This is a genomic window from Paenibacillus sp. EKM301P (assembly GCF_011800295.1).
Taxonomy (GTDB): domain Bacteria; phylum Bacillota; class Bacilli; order Paenibacillales; family Paenibacillaceae; genus Paenibacillus; species Paenibacillus polymyxa.
This window is the reverse complement of record NZ_JAALFM010000002.1, coordinates 370,818-388,706: the sequence shown is the minus strand read 5'-3', so window position 1 is coordinate 388,706 and position 17,889 is coordinate 370,818. Positions and strand designations below refer to the sequence as shown.

At 47.3% G+C, this 17,889-nt stretch carries 13 protein-coding genes and 1 riboswitch; of the genes, 12 read left to right on the top strand and 1 reads right to left on the bottom strand.

Annotation, left to right across the window (positions count from 1 at the left end):
- Positions 1-3: 3 nt before the first annotated feature.
- From HFD99_RS07265 to HFD99_RS07210, 12 genes are all read left to right on the top strand, one after another.
- Positions 4-1,341 (top strand): O-antigen ligase family protein, encoded by a 1,338-nt coding sequence (locus HFD99_RS07265; protein ID WP_013369817.1) that lies wholly within the window; start codon positions 4-6, stop codon positions 1,339-1,341.
- Between the two features lie 4 nt (positions 1,342-1,345).
- Positions 1,346-2,116, top strand: coding sequence for a WecB/TagA/CpsF family glycosyltransferase (locus tag HFD99_RS07260; protein WP_014599532.1), 771 nt, complete (start codon positions 1,346-1,348; stop codon positions 2,114-2,116).
- A gap of 5 nt (positions 2,117-2,121) precedes the next feature.
- Positions 2,122-3,564 (top strand): O-antigen ligase family protein, encoded by a 1,443-nt coding sequence (locus HFD99_RS07255; protein WP_123796879.1) that lies wholly within the window; start codon positions 2,122-2,124, stop codon positions 3,562-3,564.
- A gap of 5 nt (positions 3,565-3,569) precedes the next feature.
- Positions 3,570-4,949 carry a lipopolysaccharide biosynthesis protein gene (locus HFD99_RS07250; protein ID WP_016821254.1) on the top strand — a complete coding sequence of 460 codons (1,380 nt, stop codon included), beginning with the start codon at positions 3,570-3,572 and terminating at the stop codon, positions 4,947-4,949.
- A gap of 22 nt (positions 4,950-4,971) precedes the next feature.
- On the top strand, positions 4,972-5,811 hold the full coding sequence (locus tag HFD99_RS07245) for a glycosyltransferase family 2 protein (RefSeq protein WP_016821253.1): 840 nt from the start codon (positions 4,972-4,974) through the stop codon (positions 5,809-5,811).
- Entirely contained in the window at positions 5,798-6,985 is a 1,188-nt protein-coding gene (locus HFD99_RS07240; RefSeq protein ID WP_123796880.1) for a glycosyltransferase family 4 protein, read from the top strand. The genes HFD99_RS07245 and HFD99_RS07240 overlap by 14 nt, the downstream gene beginning before the upstream one ends.
- Positions 6,982-8,130, top strand: a complete 1,149-nt coding sequence (locus HFD99_RS07235; RefSeq protein ID WP_016821251.1) for a glycosyltransferase family 4 protein — start codon at positions 6,982-6,984, stop codon at positions 8,128-8,130. Before HFD99_RS07240 ends, HFD99_RS07235 begins: the two co-directional genes overlap by 4 nt.
- A gap of 28 nt (positions 8,131-8,158) precedes the next feature.
- The gene (locus HFD99_RS07230) at positions 8,159-9,259 is read left to right on the top strand and encodes a glycosyltransferase (protein ID WP_025364260.1); all 1,101 of its coding nucleotides are present in this window, start codon (positions 8,159-8,161) and stop codon (positions 9,257-9,259) included.
- Positions 9,260-9,264: 5 nt separating this feature from the next.
- Positions 9,265-10,593 (top strand): UDP-glucose dehydrogenase family protein, encoded by a 1,329-nt coding sequence (locus HFD99_RS07225; protein ID WP_016821249.1) that lies wholly within the window; start codon positions 9,265-9,267, stop codon positions 10,591-10,593.
- Positions 10,594-11,248: 655 nt separating this feature from the next.
- Entirely contained in the window at positions 11,249-12,625 is a 1,377-nt protein-coding gene (locus tag HFD99_RS07220) for a sugar phosphate nucleotidyltransferase (RefSeq protein WP_045244088.1), read from the top strand.
- A 155-nt stretch (positions 12,626-12,780) separates the two neighbouring features.
- Positions 12,781-12,862: riboswitch (cyclic di-GMP riboswitch) on the top strand.
- Between the two features lie 13 nt (positions 12,863-12,875).
- Positions 12,876-14,477: a glycosyl hydrolase gene (locus tag HFD99_RS07215; RefSeq protein ID WP_123796882.1), complete on the top strand. Its 1,602-nt coding sequence runs from the start codon at positions 12,876-12,878 to the stop codon at positions 14,475-14,477.
- 48 nt (positions 14,478-14,525) lie between these two features.
- The gene (locus HFD99_RS07210; RefSeq protein ID WP_123796883.1) at positions 14,526-16,820 is read left to right on the top strand and encodes a hypothetical protein; all 2,295 of its coding nucleotides are present in this window, start codon (positions 14,526-14,528) and stop codon (positions 16,818-16,820) included.
- Positions 16,821-17,367: 547 nt separating this feature from the next.
- Here the strand turns inward: HFD99_RS07210 and HFD99_RS07200 are convergent.
- Positions 17,368-17,736: a helix-turn-helix domain-containing protein gene (locus HFD99_RS07200; protein WP_016821244.1), complete on the bottom strand. Its 369-nt coding sequence runs from the start codon at positions 17,734-17,736 to the stop codon at positions 17,368-17,370.
- Between the last annotated feature and the right edge of the window lie 153 nt (positions 17,737-17,889).

Genomic DNA, 17,889 nt, shown 5'->3' with positions numbered 1-17,889 from the left:
AACATGAGTAACTATCCTTGGACTTCCAGAATAAACACGATACAGCATGTTTTTATTTTTCTACTAGGCGCTCTTGCTGTAGGAATTGCAGCTACCTATCAACCTGTGGTCAGTATTGCGGCGGTATGCTTACTGCTTTTGTTGGCTGTCTCTATCCATCATCCTGAGCGCATTAGCTATGCGGTTTTACTAAGCACAGCGGTCTCGGTCGATTCTCTGTATCAGGGTGGCGTGTTCGGCATTGAGATATTGTCATTGTACAAATTGGGCATTTTGGCTCTGCTAGTGCCCTGCATGCTCGTGTATGGCATTCGTCTCAAGTTCAGCTATCCAGTTTGGGCATTGGTGATCATGCTGGGGATTACATTTGGATTTTCAGCATGGCTGCCTTTGTTAACGACCTCGATTGCCGTCAAGGCGTTCGTGGGACTATCACTGCCCTTCTTTTTTTTACTGATCCAGTGGAAAAAGGATGTGGCGGAAAAGCATATTCGACTGATTAGCCTGTTGCCGATTATTAGTGTGGTCATTGGATTAGGCTTACAGGTTTTAGGATTGCACTCATTTACGGATGTGGAATTTACGGGCGCAGTCAGAGTACAAGGAGCGAACATACCGCCGCATTTGGCAATGCTCTCCTTTCTCGGAATTGCTGTCTCTCTGATTGAGGTAAAGCGCAAACCTAGGCAAGCTGCCTTTTATTACACGGTGTTGGCCCTGAACTTTCTAATCCTGATCGCCACCGGTACACGTGGGCCGATTCTGGCATTGCTATTAATGTTTGCTGTGTATCTGTTTGATATTGCCCGTCAGTACCTCAAGGGAAAAGTCAATTATTTGCTACCGCTGGCCGGATCGTTTTTGGTTGCTCTGGGGGCGGTGGCCCTACAATGGAACAATTTAAAAAAACGCTCCTTCGAACGGGAGACCGACACAGGCATTGACCTATCGGGACGCTCGGAGGCATGGGAATATTTTTTGAACAGAGTACATGATTACCCTTGGTCAGGCAGAGGCCTTGGCGCGGTAACGGTTGCGAACGACGGGACGTTATTCAATGGTTTTGTTGTACCGCATAACGAGTATATACGATTTTATTTTGATACCGGATATATCGGTTGCGGGCTATTAATGCTTTCATTACTGATCGTGTTCGCTCTCATTTACCGGTCACTTGCCAAGTCTATCAAACCTTATTTTGCAACTTTAATTGCAGGTTTTTTGATCTACTCGTTTTCAGATAATACGTTGTCGACGGTTCAGATGATTATTCCGTTTTGCTGGTATTTGAACGCATTATACCAGACATCTACTCAAACCGATTTTCGCAAAGAGAAGTGATACGATGAGCAGAGTGAACATGTTCGATGTCAACTTTGATAATTACGATTTTAATGATCTACTCGAATTTATAGATACTTCTATTGAGCATCAGCGTCATTCCTACATTTTGACCTGTAATGTCGATCATGTGATCAAGCTTCGTAAGGATGATGAATTCCGCAAGGTGTATTCGGATGCCGGAGCTGTAGTGGCCGATGGAATGCCTATCATTTGGGCGTCTAAGTTGCTGAAAAAGCCCCTCAAACAAAAAGTGTCAGGGTCCGATTTGTTCACCCGGCTGGGAGAGGCTTTTGAGGATCGGGGCTATCGCTTGTTTTTTCTGGGTGCAGCTGACGGTATTCCTGAGAAGGCTATGCTTAATCTCCAGGAATCCTATCCAAACATGAATGTGGTGGGCTGCTATTCTCCTTCTTATGGCTTTGAGAAAAACGAAGAGGAGAACAGATACATTATCCAGTTGCTTCAAGAGGCTCGCCCAGACATCGTTTTTGTAGGTGTAGGAGCACCGAAGCAGGAAAAATGGATTTACAGATATTATGAGACTTACCGCGCTCCAGTTTCGATTGGGGTGGGAGCGACCTTTGATTTCCTGTCGGGAAATGTAAAGAGAGCACCGGAGCTGATGCAGAAGACAGGATTTGAATGGTTTTGGAGGTTGTCTCAGGAGCCTAAACGATTGTGGAAAAGATATTTGATTGAGGATTCCCAGTTCCTCGTTCTGCTGTTTAAAGAGATGTTCAAGCGGAAGCGGATGAAGGGAGGCCAGGGGTGAGAAACATGAGTCGGTTGGCAGATCAGCAGATTTCCTTCTGGCTAGGAAGTCGGCGTGGAATCGGCATGATCGGCATGGGGGTGCTGGCTTGTATGCTACCACTCGCCATCGGATTTGTCAGCGCCAAGATGAATCCCACCACGAGCCAGCAGGGAGCCATATTGCTGGCGATCGTTTTTCCAGCCTTCCTGCTGGCGATCTTGCAATCACGGCTATTGATTTCTTACACATTGGTGGTGTGGGCAGTAGGTCCGGAAATCCGCCGCATTGCAGATTGGTTGGAGGGAACGTATCACTCGGTTTCCTTATTGAGCGTGGCGCCGCTGCTGGTAAGCAGCATGCTGATCATTCCTGTGCTGCGGGGTATTCATCTGGCGGAAAAGCCATTAACCCGGATTGCTGTATTTTTCGGCATAGAGTTGGCCTACGGAAGTGTGGTCGGGTTATTCAAAAATGGTATTGTTTTTGCTTATGATTTGGCCAATTATGTGGTTCCATTGCTTCTATTGCCTTATCTTGCGATTAAGCCTATGAAAGCCAAGGAGCTGGACCGACTGCTGTATTCATACGCCAACATTGCTGTTCTAGTAGCGATATACGGCATTATTCAGTACTTGACGGTGCCTCCTTGGGATGCATTTTGGATGAATCGTGTGGAAATGAATTCCATTGGCGTGCCAGAACCGCTTCAAATTAGAGTGTTTTCTTCCATGAACTCGCCTGGCCCATGCGCTATTTTCCTGGCAATGGCACTTGTACCAATGCTGATGGAGAAACGGTGGCGAGGCACTTTGGGATGGATTGGAGTCCTGCTAACAGTCGTTTGTCTCTTGGTCACGCTCGTACGTTCAGCATGGCTGATTGCATTCGTCATGTTGCTGGCTTACATTCTCAGCTCATCCTCCAAAGGAAAGTGGAAGACCCTGTTTCAACTTGCTATCGTCGGCCTTCTTCTCTATATCATCGTTCCAAAACTTCCGGGGGCAGAAGGTTTGGTGGCTCGCATGCAGACGTTGACAGATATTCAACAGGATCATTCGTACAATGAACGTTTGGATCTACTGCATACAATGCTTCCGGCGATTACTAGCAATCCGGTCGGGCAGGGGATCGGGAGTGTAGGTATCGGAACCAAGCTTGATAACGGCGGCGATCTCGGTGAACTTGGGATTATGGATAATGGTTATATTGCCATTTTCCTCACCTTCGGTATTTGCGGAGCATTCTTTTTCTTCGGTGGTCTGTTCGTTATCATCAAGCGCCTTCTCGTCCGTATTGCCGAACGGAATTCCAGTCAGCCTTATATCAGACTGGCGTTGGCTACATGGGCCGGAGCTGTAGCCAGTCTCATATCGGATAATGGTTTCCCCGGTATGCGCGGCTATTTGATCTGGATGATGATCGGAATAGGACTATGGGCAAAAGATGTCATCGCGGAAAGAAGGTAAAGGCTGTGCAAAACTTACAAGCATTATCCGCACCTGTCCGGACACTATGGTCCACGGTGATTCGGTTTGCCAAAAGCAAGGATAACAGCTCTGCAGCAGTAAAAACGATGATATTTAGTATGCTGATTCTCGTCGTGAATATGCTGACTGGTGTGCTGACGGCACGATTCTTGGGTCCTACTGGACGCGGGGAACAGACAGCGATGGTGAACTGGTCCCAATTTCTTGCCTTCTGCATGAGCTTCGGTGTTCCATCTGCATTGATTTACAATGCCAAAAGGAAACCTGAGGAAACGGGTAAGCTGTATGGTCTGGCCTTGCTGCTGGCTACGGTATTTGGGGGAATGGCGACACTCGTCGGAGTATTTCTAATTCCTTATTGGCTGCGCTCTTTTTCTTCATCGGTCATACTTTTCGCGCAGTGTTCTATGATGATGTGTCCGCTCATAGCGATTTCACAGATCAATAATGCATTGCTTCAAGTTCGCTCGGAATATAAACAATACAATTTATTCCGGTACCTGGTACCACTAAGTACACTGCTGGGTCTGGCGATTCTGATCCTGACGGGGACGATGAATCCGTACACCTCAGCATTGGCTTACTTACTGCCAGGCTTGCCGATCTATATCGGTGTCACGATACGAATGATTCGGCTGTACAAACCAAAGGTGAAGAACAGCTGGACGCAATTTAAAAATCTCTTTACCTACGGTATGGGTTCATACGGGAATGATCTCATGGGGCAGGTTTCCACTTACATTGACCAGATTTTGATTGCAGGTCTGCTCAGACCTGCTGATCTCGGTTTATATGCGGTAGCGGTCAGCCTGGCCCGGATGGTGAATGTATTTTCAACCTCGATCATTGTCGTGTTGTTTCCCAAAGCCTCTGGTCTGGATAAGGAAGAGGCAGTGGCCATAACATTCCGGGCATTTAGAGTGACTTCAACGGCAACCTTTTTGGCTGCGGTGATGTTAATGCTGGTTGCTCCGTTCGTATTTACATTGTTATATGGTCAAGAGTTTAAACAAGCGCTTACGGTATTCCGGTTTCTGGTGCTTGAGGTTGCTATCAGTGGAGGTACCATGGTGCTGGCACAACAATTTATGGCGCTGGGTAAGCCCAAACTGGTTACCATTCTACAGGGTGTCGGATTGGCGCTCGTCATTCCATTGCTGTCCATACTCGTGCCGAGATATGGATTGACGGGTGCAGGGATAGCAATGCTGTCTTCGGGGATTTTACGGTTCGTTTTCATTTTATGTAATGTTAAGTTCGTTCTAAAAATGAAAATTCCAAGACTGCTTATTTCCAAACAAGATTTTCAATGGCTCCGATCAACGATGTCACACTACATCCGGAAAAAGCCAGTTAACGGTTAGATAAAGAAGGAGGCACCCGCTAATGAACCACATGTCTAGCGTTCCCGCGGACAACCGGATATCCGTAGTTATTATCGCTCAGGATGATGGCACTCGAATTACAGCCGCCATTAAATCCTGTCAGCCCTTTGCGGACGATATCGTCGTCATTGACGGAGGGAGCAAAGACAATACGATTCAGGTAGCTGAATCATTGGGCTGTCGGGTGTTTTCCAACCCATGGCCTGGTTATGCCAAACAGCGCATGTTTGGTGTTGATAAAGCGGAATTTGATTGGATTTTCCTGATTGATACAGACGAAGTAGTGGATGCAGAGTTGCTTGGTGACTTGTTGAAAGTAAAGGAAACGCTCCACGATCCGGCCAAAGCCTATTCTGTATTTCGCATTGGCGATTTTCTCGGCAAATGGATGAACAAAGGCGAGTATTTGGTTCGTTTGTACAATCGGCGAATTTATGGCATTACGAATAGTCTTGTTCATGAAATGCCGGATGTAGCCTCTTCCCAGATCATCAATCTGGAGGGCGTGTTATGGCACTATGGCTTCCGCAGCATCAGCGATCATATGACCCGTTTTAACAAATATACGGATCTGGAAGCAGAGACGGCATTTAACAAAGGAAGATCCTTTCGGATTACCAGACTGTTGTGGAGACCGCCTGCCCGCTTTGTACAGAAGTATTTTGTTCAAGGCTTATACCGCAAGGGGTTGGCGGGTTTTGCCGTAGCCGTTTTCTGGGTGATGTATGAGTTTCTCGTCTGCTTCAAGCATTATGAGTTAACCAAGCGGCGAAAAAAGATTGAAGTTGTGGATGGCGGACAAACCGAGCAGAAAGGAGAAACCAGCTATGTCGTACAATAACGGATTTCGTATTGCGGCAACCGGGCTGAGCTGGCCGTCCTTGCAGCCAGGAGGTCTCAACACATATTTCAAATCCATCTGTGAGCAGCTTACGCTAGAGCGCAATACGCTGGATGCTTTAATCTGTAGTGATGAGCAGCCTCAGGCGCCTGAACGCATTCGTATTCATTCAATTGGTAGCAAGCAGCAATCCATCTGGAAGCGTCGAGAGCTGATGCAAAAATATGCAGCAGAACTGTTCGACAAGCAACCGATAGATGTGCTGTATTCCCACTTTGCTCCCTATAGTGTCGGACCGGCACTGGAGGCGAAAAAAAGAGGAATCCCGGTCGTTACTACCTTCCACGGACCGTGGACGGAGGAAATGAAGATTGAAGGACAGGGAATTAAGCATTTTCTTAAAACGACGTTGGCCAAATCCATTGAAATGAAAGCTTATGGTTTGGCGGATAAATTTATAGTGCTAAGCGAGACTTTTCGGGATATTTTACACGAGCACTATAAAGTTCCACTTAGTAAAATTCATATTATTCCTGGTGCGGCGAATGTAGAAAGGTTCCATCCGGCAGAGGATCAGGAGGCCGTACGGAAGCGGCTGAATTTGCCGCAAAATGCGACGATTGTGCTAACCGTTCGTCGTCTTGTTAATCGCATGGGACTGCTACAGCTGCTCGAAGCATGGCGGCGAGTAACCGAGCGACACCCTGATCATCTGCTGCTGATTGGTGGGAAGGGCCCCTTGATGGAGGAATTGGCTTCCAAGGTGGCGGAATACAATCTTCATAATCACGTAAGATTGCTTGGTTATGTGTCGGATGAGGAGCTGCCCCTGTACCATCAAGCCTCGAACTTGTTCGTTGTGCCAACACAGGCACTAGAGGGTTTCGGTCTGATTACAGTCGAGGCGATGGCCTCGGGACTACCGGTGCTGGCCACTCCTGTAGGCGGCAACAAGGAAATCTTAAGTGGATTCCGTCCTGAGCTTTTGTTCCAGGGGACGGACAGTGAAGCCATTGCTGCTGGGCTGCTGCGTGTGCTGGATCATCGTGAACTTCTACCGAATGCACGGGAATGCCGGGACCATGTCCTGAGCAGATACACATGGGGACATGTAGCGGAGCAGGTAGAAGAGGTGTTCCGACAGGTCCTTGACAGAAAGGCGGCGGCGAAATGATGAGAGTAGCTTATATTGACCATACGGCAAGATGGAGCGGCGGCGAAGTCGCTTTGTATAACATCCTGACGAATATTGGGGAACATATCGACCCGCTCGTTATTTTGGCGGAGGAGGGCGATTTGGCGGATCGGCTTCGGCAGCGTGATATTGATGTGCGCATCGTTCCACTAGATGATTCGATTCGCAATCGAGGACGAAATGCTGTTAATCTGGGTGCGCCTGCAGCAGCCTTTCGATTGCTGGCTTACGGCAGAAAACTCGCGCCATTGCTGCGTGAGGAAAAAGTCGTGTGTGTGCACACAAACTCACTCAAGTCTGCACTGTATGGTGCAGTAGCCGCCAAATCGGCGAAGCTGCCGTTGATCTGGCATATCCGTGACCACATCGGTCCGCCGTATCTGAAGCCGATTGTAGCCAAAGGGATTCGGCTCATGTCCCGCTTTTTGCCTAACGGTGTGATTGCCAATTCCAAATCCACGCTGAGTGCATTGGAATTACCCCCGGACAAAAAGACGCTCGTCGTCTACTCCGCTTTTGCCAAAGCAATTACGGCTCGTGATTCGGCTGCGCATTTGCGTGGCGATGACTCGTTTAACGTCGTATTGGTCGGCAGATTGGCGGAATGGAAGGGACAACATATTTTATTGGAAGCGGCACGTTCTTTTTTACCAGATCAGCGTGTGAAATTCTGGCTGGCTGGAGATGCGTTGTTCGGAGAAGAGGAATACAAACAACGATTGGAATCCACGATGCGCGAATATGGGTTGACCAACGTCAATCTGATGGGACACGTCGATGACATTCAGGGACTGATGCAGCGCTGTGACCTGCTAATTCATACTTCCATTACACCGGAGCCATTCGGTCAAGTCATTATTGAGGGCATGGCTGCAGGTTTGCCAGTGATCGCTTCAAACGAAGGTGGTCCCAAGGAAACGGTGGTACCTAATGAAACCGGGCTGCTCATTGAACCGGGAGACCCGGCCAAGCTGGAAGAAGCCATCCGCTGGATGCTGGAGCATCCACAGGAACGTCAGCAGATGGGTGAGAGAGGGATGGAACGGGTCAAGAAGCATTTTGTCATCGAGAACACTGTTAAGGATATAGTTCATTACTATAAGGGTTTGTTGGCAGGAGTCTGACCGACATTCGCGTTAAAGGATGATTCAGATGAAAATAGCGATAGCACATGATTACTTAATCCAAATGGGCGGAGCGGAAAGGGTAGTAGAGGTATTCCATGATATGTATCCGGAGGCTCCCATCTTCACAACGGTGTTCAGCGACGAGCGCCTGTCGCGCAACTTGAAGGATGCGGACATTAGAGCCACTTGGCTACAAAACGTCCCAGGAGTGAAGACCAATTTCAAAGGAGTGCTGCCGCTGTATCCCATCGCTATCCGTGATTTTGATTTTAGGGATTTCGACATTGTTTTAAGCTCCAGCAGCGCATTTATGAAAAGCATCCAGGTACCCAAACATACGTTTCACATTTGTTACTGTCACACACCGATGCGGTTTGCCTGGGATTACGATACATATATGGCCCGGCAGTCCAAATCCAACCTGCTCAAAAATATGCTAAAGCTGTACATGAACAGGCTGAAAACATGGGATGCCAAAACTTCTCGCAACGTAGACCAGTTTATCGCCAATTCTTCCGTCGTCAAACGGAGAATTCTGCACTATTACCAACGGGAGGCAGATGTTATTTTCCCTCCTATCAATACATCCCGTTTTAAACGTGCTACAAGCATCGGTGACTATTATCTGATCGTATCCCGATTGGTGTCTTACAAGCGTATTGATCTCGCGATCGAGGCATTCAAACGTAACGGTCTCAAGCTGCGCATCGTTGGCGAAGGACCAGATCGTAAACGACTCGAAGCCATGGCTGGCCCGAACATTGAGTTCCTCGGCAGGCTTGAGGACGAAGAGGTTAACAAGCTGATGGCCGAATGCCGGGCGCTTGTTTTTCCGGGGGAAGAGGACTTCGGTATTACGCCTTTGGAGGCGAATGCGGCTGGACGGCCAGTTATCGCTTTTCAGGGCGGGGGAGCGCTGGATACGATTGTTCCTCATGTGAACGGCGTATTTTTCCGCAAGCATCAAGTAGACGATGTGCTGGAGGCCGTCGCAAAGGTCGAGCAACATGCATGGAATGTGGACGATATCATTACCCATGCCCGCAAATTTGATGAAGATAACTTCAAGGATCAATTGAAAAAGTATGTAGAACAAGCCTATGTGAACTTTCTAAAAGGAGGATGAACGGAATGAAGCTGGCTGTAATCGGTACTGGATACGTTGGACTCGTCTCGGGTGTGTGTTTTGCGCAAAAAGGTAATGAGGTGATTTGTGTCGATCTGGAGCAGTACAAAATCGACATGTTGAACCGGGCAGAATCTCCGATCTATGAACCGGGTATTGAGGAATTGATCGCGTTGAATCTGGAAGCTGGCCGTTTGGAGTTTACCTCCGATTTGGCCGATGCGGTACGTCGCTCGGATATCGTTATTTTAGCGGTAGGTACGCCTTCACTGGCTAACGGCGAGGCGAATTTGTCTTACATTGAACAGGCGGCTGCCGATGTCGGCAAAGCCATGAACGGGTACAAGATTATTATGACCAAGAGTACCGTACCTGTCGGAACGAACGAAAAGATTAAGGACGTAGTGGCTCGACATACGAGTTTGTCTTTTGATATTGTATCCGCGCCGGAGTTCCTGAGAGAAGGCTCAGCCATCAATGATACGCTTCATCCAGATCGCATCATTATTGGTTTGGACAATACAGGTTTGCGTGAAACAATGGTCACTCTGCATCAGGTATTCACGGATAAAATCTATGTGACCGATATCCGCAGTGCTGAAATGATCAAATATGCCTCCAATGCGTTCTTGGCAACTAAAATTTCGTTTATTAACGAGATTGCTAATATTTGCGAAAAGGTTGGCGCGGACGTTACCTGTGTGGCTGAAGGTATGGGCATGGACAAACGGATCGGTTCCTCTTTCCTGCAAGCAGGGATCGGATACGGGGGCTCTTGCTTTCCGAAAGATACGAATGCGCTCATCCAAATTGCGGGTAATGTAGACTATGAATTTAAGTTGTTAAAATCGGTGGTCGAGGTGAACACTGACCAGCGCTTTATGATTGTATCCAAGTTGCGTGAATCGCTGGGTCAGCTAAACGGCGTATCGATTGGCATTTGGGGCCTCGCCTTCAAGCCTAATACAGATGACATCCGCGAAGCTCCAGCACTGGAAATCGTAGAAACGCTCATTCAGGCAGGTGCTATTGTCAAGCTGTATGATCCCATTGCGATGGATAAATTCAAGGAGCGCGTGGATCACCCGAATATTATATGGTGCTCCTCCCCGCAGCAAGCCGCCGAAAGAAGCGACGCTGTGTGCCTGCTGACGGATTGGGAAGAGTTCAAAGAAGTTGATCTCGTGCAACTGGGCTCTATTCTACACAAGCCAGTTCTGATTGACGGTCGTAACGTATTCACCGAGGAACAGATTCAAGGCTCTGGACTGGAATACTACTCCGTGGGTCGTCCGCGGATGAGTGGATGGAACAGAGATAAAGTGGAAGTTTAAAAAGTGACTGTGGGCGGTGGGGGAGACGCTATGCGTTCTATTTGATCTTCCGATCGCTGTTGCAGTGGGATTCTCTGGATTATATAAAACATTCCAAGGTAAGAATCCCACTGCAAAGGCGAACGCCAGCGCTTCTCCAGATTCAAATGGGCCGCTCCGCTGCTTTTGCCGCATAGAGTCACGATTTTTAATCTCCCATCTTAGGGGATGGGAGTAGTAAGGGCGTATCGGAAGGAGCGGCACAGTTGAAGCCGCTCCTTCCGATTAAGGCGCCATGCGCTGTACCGCGGCGCCCCTGTGGAGCAAGCCTACCATGCGGATACGCTATGTTGCTCCTGCGGAGCAAAGCTGCCATTGCGGTAGTCGAAGGCAATCTTGGTAAGGCGTTACGAAGCGTCGATTACTAGAAGCTTGCAAGCAAGGCAGGCAAACGCCGAGCTCCCGAACGTTTTTTACAGGCTGACCGGACTTAATAATGTCCGGTCGTGCCTTTTGCACCACAAGGTATGATCGATATGATGCATTTTTGAGTAGCGTAGGAATGGATTTGAATCCCGGTCCAACAGCGATCGTAAGATCAAATCCAGCCCGTAGCGGGCTACTCAACCTTGCCTCATCCGATCGCCCACACATTATAGAGAGGAAGTGGAGAATTATGAAGCTCGTACTTTTGTCTGGTGGTTCCGGTAAAAGATTATGGCCGTTATCCAACGATTCCCGTTCCAAACAATTTTTGAAGGTACTGGAGAGCCCGGAAGGGATTTCGGAATCCATGGTGCAGCGGGTATGGAGACAATTGGGAGACAACGGATTATCCGAATCCTCGTTTATTGCGACAGGGAGAGCGCAGGTTGAAATGATCCAGAGTCAGGTCGGACCGAATACGCGCATCATAGTTGAGCCGGAACGCAGAGATACCTTTCCTGCGATTGCGCTGACAGCGACTTATCTATATTCCATTGCGGGTGTTTCGCCTGATGAAATTATAGCTATATTGCCTGTAGATCCTTATGTAGAGGATGCTTTCTTTGCTTCCGTTGCCCAACTGGAACACACACTTCAGGAGAGTGAAGGCAAGCTTGCATTAATTGGGGTTGTCCCTTCCTATCCTTCAGAGAAATACGGTTATATTATTCCGAAAAACGATGCCACTCAAGGTAGCACAGGCTACCGTGAAGTGAGCCATTTTCAAGAGAAACCCGACCGGGAGCAGGCGGAGCGTCTGATTGAACGCAATGCTCTATGGAACTGCGGGGTTTTTGCATTCAAATTAAGCTATTTGCTGGATATCCTGGCATCCAAGGGCCTGCCGCTGAATTATGAAGAAATGCAAAAGCAATATGCGTCTCTGGAAAAAATCAGCTTTGACTACGAAGTCGTTGAGAAGGAGAAGGACATTGTTGTTCTTCCTTATGATGGTTTTTGGAAGGATTTGGGCACCTGGAATACGCTCACAGAAGAAATGTCTAATCAGCAAGTGGGCAGAGGTGTAGTAACGGAGGATTGTGTCAATACAAGCCTTATTAATGAGTTGGACATTCCGGTAGCGATCATTGGAACGAATGATCTGATTGTAGCCGCTAGCCCAGATGGTATTCTTGTGACCAATAAGGCAGAAAGCCCACGCATCAAGGAAGTGCTCAAGGCTCATGATCAGCGTCCAATGTATGAAGAACGTCGTTGGGGGCAGTATCGAGTTGTAGACTATGTAAAGTATGACGAGGGTAATGAGGTACTGACCAAACGAATCCGCGTACACAAAGGTAAAAATATCAGCTACCAGCTTCACTTCAAACGAAGCGAAATCTGGACCATTATTAGCGGCGAAGCGGAAATTATTTTGAATGAGAAGCTGCACAAAGTGAAGGCCGGTGACGTAGTCCGTATCCCTGAAGGAACCAAGCATAGTATTTTGGCTGTAACCGATGTGGATTTTATAGAGGTGCAGACTGGCACTGAGTTGGTTGAAGAGGATATTGTACGCTTTTGCATGGATTGGAATGAAATTGCCCGTCATCAATTTATCTCATAATCGTTTTCGTAAAAACGAAATAAAGAAGATTTGATGAAAATTTATAGCCCAAACTGTCGAAATTGGGCGAAAACCTGTAAATTCATGAACATGACCTATTAAATTTTGGTAAAAAAAAGTCGATACTTAGGTTAAGAAGGAATCCAAACTCCTTCCAACGATAAACGCAGCCCTGTCGAAAGGCAGGTACGCAAAGCTAAAGGGCCTTCCCGTAAGGATGGCAGCCTGGCTACCGAAAGGAAGAGCAAAAGTGAGATTCAATTTTATTCCTCTGTATCGACTGATACGTCATGTACTCCCCGTAGTTATAATTTTTTCTTTGTTTCCCGTCGGATTTGGTGATTCTCTGTCTGTGGTGAATGCCGCTTCATTACAACCTGTTAATTCGGACGCTTGTACTCAGGCCCGTGAACTATACAATTATTTACTCAGCATCTCTGGAAAGAAAACAGTCACTGGTCAGCATGATTATTTGGAAAGTCCAGATGAATTAAGCAACAAGGTCCAAAAAATCAGCCAGGCGTATGTGGGTCTGCACGGCTATGAGATGGGAGCCATCTCTGGTCAATCTGACGCTACAGAAGCAGCACAACGTAAAAATGTCATCGATAGCGCTATTCGTTGGAGCAGAGCAGGTGGCATTGTGACGATGACTTTTCATGAAGCGCTGCCGGGTAGACCGCTGACTTGGGCCAATGTGCAGGCCAAAGTAAGTCAGGCGGAGTTCAATAAATACGTCACGCCAGGCACTACGCAGTATAACCTCCTCATTGCCGATCTGGATAAGGTCGCTGTATCGTTAAAGCAGCTTCGTGATGCAGGGGTTCCGGTATTGTGGAGACCTTACCACGAAATGAATGGTGACTGGTTCTGGTGGGGAAACAAAAACAATTTCAATCAGCTATGGAATATCATGTACGATCGTTTTGTTAACACGCATCAATTGAACAATCTGTTGTGGGTGTGGAGTCCCAATGCTCCCAATTCTTACACTGTCCCGTATACCCCAAAATATCCGGGGGATGACAAAGTGGATATTTTGGCAGTAGACATCTACAACAATGATTTTAAGCAAAGTCATTATGAAGGACTGCTCGAGTTGGCACGGAATAAGCCGATTGCCATTGGCGAGCACGGTGAGATACCTAGTTCTGAGGTGTTGCAGGCTCAGCCAAAATGGGTGTATTCCATGACTTGGGGCAAGATGCTGACCGAGAATAACACAACCACTCAAATACAGGATTATATGAACGATGCGAAGAGTTTGACACGGGATGATGTGAAAAATGGGCTGGAGGCCATCCAACAACCTGGAACAGATGTACCGACCTTACCGGATGAGGGACAAAGTGAGCCTCTCCCAGCTCCACCAGTAGTGATTGCTCCTCCAGCTCCGACTCCTCCTTCCGTTCCTGATGAAGTATATGTGAACGGGCTGCGGGGCGAATATTTCAACAATATGAATTTGAGCGGCAGTCCTGTTTTGATCCGTACAGACAGTAAGCTGGACTACAACTGGCGCGCCATTGCTGCTGATCCAAAGGTAAATGCCGACCAGTTCTCGGTTCGCTGGACGGGTAAAATCAAGCCACAATACTGCGAGACCTATACGTTCACAACCATATCCGATGATGGTATTCGTGTATGGGTAGACGGCAAGTTAGTGATCGATAGTTGGTTCAAACAAAGCTGGACAGAGCGAAAAGGCAGTATTGCTTTGGAAGCAGGTAAAATGGTAGATCTAAAAGTGGAATACTATGATGAAAAAGGCGATGCGATGGCACGTCTGATGTGGGAAAGTCAGCATGAAGCGAAAGCGGTGGTTCCCGGAAACGCTTTGTTTCTTCCTTGATAGATACTCTTTCCCGGTCAAAAATTTTGAGGAGAGAGGGTGTATCATATGATGAAAAAATGGTTGACCCATAGGTATACGATCGTATTATCCGGATTACTAGGGGTCGCAGCTCTAGCCATGATCGCTTGGTTTATATACACGGCTTCAAAAAGTGTAGAATTGCAGACAGATAAGGTAGCGGCGGCCAGTCCAGTATGGAAGCTGGGTCAGAGGGATGACTCCTCAGCGGAATTTAAAGGAGTGGTCGGTAGGGATAATATCGATATTTCTGCAGCATCAGCTTCTTCCGAATCATCTGCTAAAGCAGCATTTTCGGCGTTGTCGGAAGCAGAGAGTACAACAGTTCCGGTATTGCTCAGCAGTGGAGATATTCCTCCTGGTTTGAATGCATCCACGAATCCAGAACTAACACTTCAATATAAGCTGAATCAGGTTCCTCCCAATGGTATGATATTCCGTGTTCGGATTTTGGATGCGGGCAAAGCTGTGCCGCAGATGGCTGTCTTCTCAAATCATCAGCTGTCTGGAATCATTCAGATTGCCGGGGTATCCGGTACTGGGAGTACCTATAATTTCAAAAACAACTACGAGCTGTATATCCCCAAAGAACAATTGCAAAGCGGTGTTAACGTACTCAAGCTAAAGACAGCGCGCTGCCTATACTGCTCCTCTGCGGAAGATAAAAATGTGTGGTGGACTTGGGATGACTTGAGCTTGGAGACGTTAGCTTCCCCTGCGGCCGAACCGGTACATGGGAAATATATACTGACTGGTACGAATGTGAATAATAAAGAATTTTATTATGATCAGGGTGCAGTTAAGCATCTACCATACGTTCTCAAATGGCTGGGAATTGCCTATAGTGGCAACGTCATGAGGGTTACCTGTGCCAGTAATGTAGGTAAGGCATGCACAGACGTGGATGATTACTATCAAACGTTAAAGCAGTATAATATGCAATCGTCTGCATTGTATCTATACACAGGTGATATTAAGCTGCAAAAAGATGGTACTCTGCCAGAGACGGCCAAGCAAAAGTTGCGTGATTATGTAAAAAAATACGGTTCATACCTTCAATATTATGAAGTAGATAACGAACCTGGTTTGTTTAATCGTTCCAAGGCAGTAGATCTGGCTGTGGCTAAATGGTTGAATACGGAAGGCAAGCAATTGGCACCGCACCTCAAAACCGTAGCGCCGGGTTGGGCCTACTGGCCGACATACTCTACCAAGGCGTGCAAAAATCAAACCGGAGGCACGCAAAAATGCGGTGATCCGGATGGATGGGAACGGGACCCAGCGCAGCGTAAACAGCTAGAGGAAGTCACCGACCTGACCAACGGACACGCCTACGGTGAATCGTATAATGAAGAGGGCGGGGGCAGCTTCGTTCAGAATTTGAAAACCTTCGGTGGTTCGAGCAACGGACTGGCGAAAAAGATGCTAAACACGGAGTTCGGTACTAACGATACGCATCGAGACAATCCTGATTACGGGGCTAGTCAGCCACAAGCAGCTGCATTCGATCGGATTATGCGATCGCAAATCGGGTTTGCCGATATGTTTATCCAGCACGCTGCTTTTTATAAGGATTACACACTATTTAAAACGGGTTTTGATCTGCAAAGTCACAACCCGGCTAACACGGAAATTTATCCGTTTGGGCAAGGACAGGACACTCGCGTTAAGATTATGAGACGCTTGAGTCTAGCCTATGCCACGCATGGTAAACCACTGACTTATACAATGTTGAATCCAGAGGAGACCAAGGACAAGATGGTCTATGTTCGCGCGGTGGATACGTCCAAGCTTAAACCGCTGGCAGGTAGCGGCGCTACCTCGAACAAATTGCTGGTGAACCTAGTGAATTTCGAATCCACTACGCAGACCGTTCGTGTACGGGTGACGATGCCGAAAGCTGGCTTGTACACGGGGGAACGTTTTGGGGCGGGTCCCACCTACAGTCAGGCGCAGCGTTCCATATCAGGGCTGAAGGCTTCTCCTGCCCTTGATTTTGAAGAAAAGCTGGGCCCTGGCGAATCGGTACAATATATTTTGGAATTAAAAAGTACAGATCAAACCACGGCCTCCGCCCCAACAGAGGTGAAAGCAGCCTCTATTCAGGATGGGGGGGTAAAGATTAATTGGCTTCAAGCAGAAGGCATATCTTCCTATGATGTGCTGCGTGCTGACCGGACAGACGGTGCCTATCAGGTGATTGCCTCGCAAGTAGAAGGGAGCACGTATACGGACCGCACTGTAAAAGCTGGAAGTCATTACGTCTACAAAGTCCGAGCGACCGGAGGTACTCAGGTTTCTCAGGCAGCCGAGGTCGCTTAGTTACACCGGAATGCATGTAGGACCTTACCTAATGAATATCTAACACCATTCCGAAAGAAAGCAAAAAAGAACCTATCAGGAGAAAATAGGACCTGACAGGTTCTTTTTTATTTGTAAATCGTTCTGAATTGCCAATACTTTACGTATAATGGAGAAAAAAATAAGAAAATCCTTTAATATTCTCGTCATAAGACGACAACATTGCAGGTATGTATTCATATATAATAGTTTTGTTCATGACTATACATACATGGTTTGTAGGGAATCTCTTTCTTTCCGGCGACCAAGACTAATAAAGTGAGGTTAGTGCTGAATGAACAAGGAAACAGAATTAGGGGGGAATGGCCCTCTTCTTCGAGACAACGCACGGAAAGCAGTCAAAGCAGCCATCCACTTGGACATCCGGAACATTTTGCTCCAATGTGGTATCACGACACCAGAATGGCTGGAGGGCGACGCTGATAGAACTAAGTGCCAGAAGGACAAGCGCGTGTAATTTTCAGTTGCTGGTCCTACTTAAGCCAAACATCAAGCAGCGGCGCTTTCTTTATTCCATCATTCGTTCCATTCGAACAAACGCGATAAAACGTTTGGCTTCTTCCTCAGACAAGGTGCGTCCGTCAATCGTCAGGTTAAAACGTTGCAGGATATCCTCGTCTGACAGTTCAAGCTGATCCACAAATTCCCTCACATCTGAATCCAATATGGCTGTCGGGTGGCTCGTACGTCCCACCAAATAATCGATGGTTACCTCGAAAATATCAGCGAGCTTGGTCAAGGTCTCAAAGTCTGGCTTGCGTCTATTTTTTTCATAGTGAGAAAGAGCCGCCCGCGTAATTCCGAGGGATTGCGCTAATTCCTCTTGTTTTAATCCCTTATGTTCTCGTAATTCAGCGATGCGGGTTCCATAATTCATCTGTTTTTCCTCCTGAAGGCAAGGTTAAGAAAGGTAAGAAAAGCAATTTTGCGCTTGACAAGATACAATTTGTATCATAAATTAATTATGTAGGTTACATAACGTATCCTTATTTCATAGTTTTCACTTATATCTTCATTTATATACCCTTAA

Excerpts from the sequence above, each read along its gene's own strand:
- HFD99_RS07225 (WP_016821249.1), top strand. The coding sequence starts at position 9,265 with ATGAAGCTGGCTGTAATCGGTACTGGATACGTTGGACTCGTCTCGGGT.
- HFD99_RS07220 (WP_045244088.1), top strand. The coding sequence starts at position 11,249 with ATGAAGCTCGTACTTTTGTCTGGTGGTTCCGGTAAAAGATTATGGCCG.
- HFD99_RS07235 (WP_016821251.1), top strand. The coding sequence starts at position 6,982 with ATGATGAGAGTAGCTTATATTGACCATACGGCAAGATGGAGCGGCGGC.
- HFD99_RS07260 (WP_014599532.1), top strand. The coding sequence starts at position 1,346 with ATGAGCAGAGTGAACATGTTCGATGTCAACTTTGATAATTACGATTTT.
- HFD99_RS07245 (WP_016821253.1), top strand. The coding sequence starts at position 4,972 with ATGAACCACATGTCTAGCGTTCCCGCGGACAACCGGATATCCGTAGTT.
- HFD99_RS07200 (WP_016821244.1), bottom strand. The coding sequence starts at position 17,736 with ATGAATTATGGAACCCGCATCGCTGAATTACGAGAACATAAGGGATTA.
- HFD99_RS07265 (WP_013369817.1), top strand. The coding sequence starts at position 4 with ATGAGTAACTATCCTTGGACTTCCAGAATAAACACGATACAGCATGTT.
- HFD99_RS07255 (WP_123796879.1), top strand. The coding sequence starts at position 2,122 with ATGAGTCGGTTGGCAGATCAGCAGATTTCCTTCTGGCTAGGAAGTCGG.
- HFD99_RS07210 (WP_123796883.1), top strand. The coding sequence starts at position 14,526 with ATGATGAAAAAATGGTTGACCCATAGGTATACGATCGTATTATCCGGA.
- HFD99_RS07240 (WP_123796880.1), top strand. The coding sequence starts at position 5,798 with ATGTCGTACAATAACGGATTTCGTATTGCGGCAACCGGGCTGAGCTGG.
- HFD99_RS07230 (WP_025364260.1), top strand. The coding sequence starts at position 8,159 with ATGAAAATAGCGATAGCACATGATTACTTAATCCAAATGGGCGGAGCG.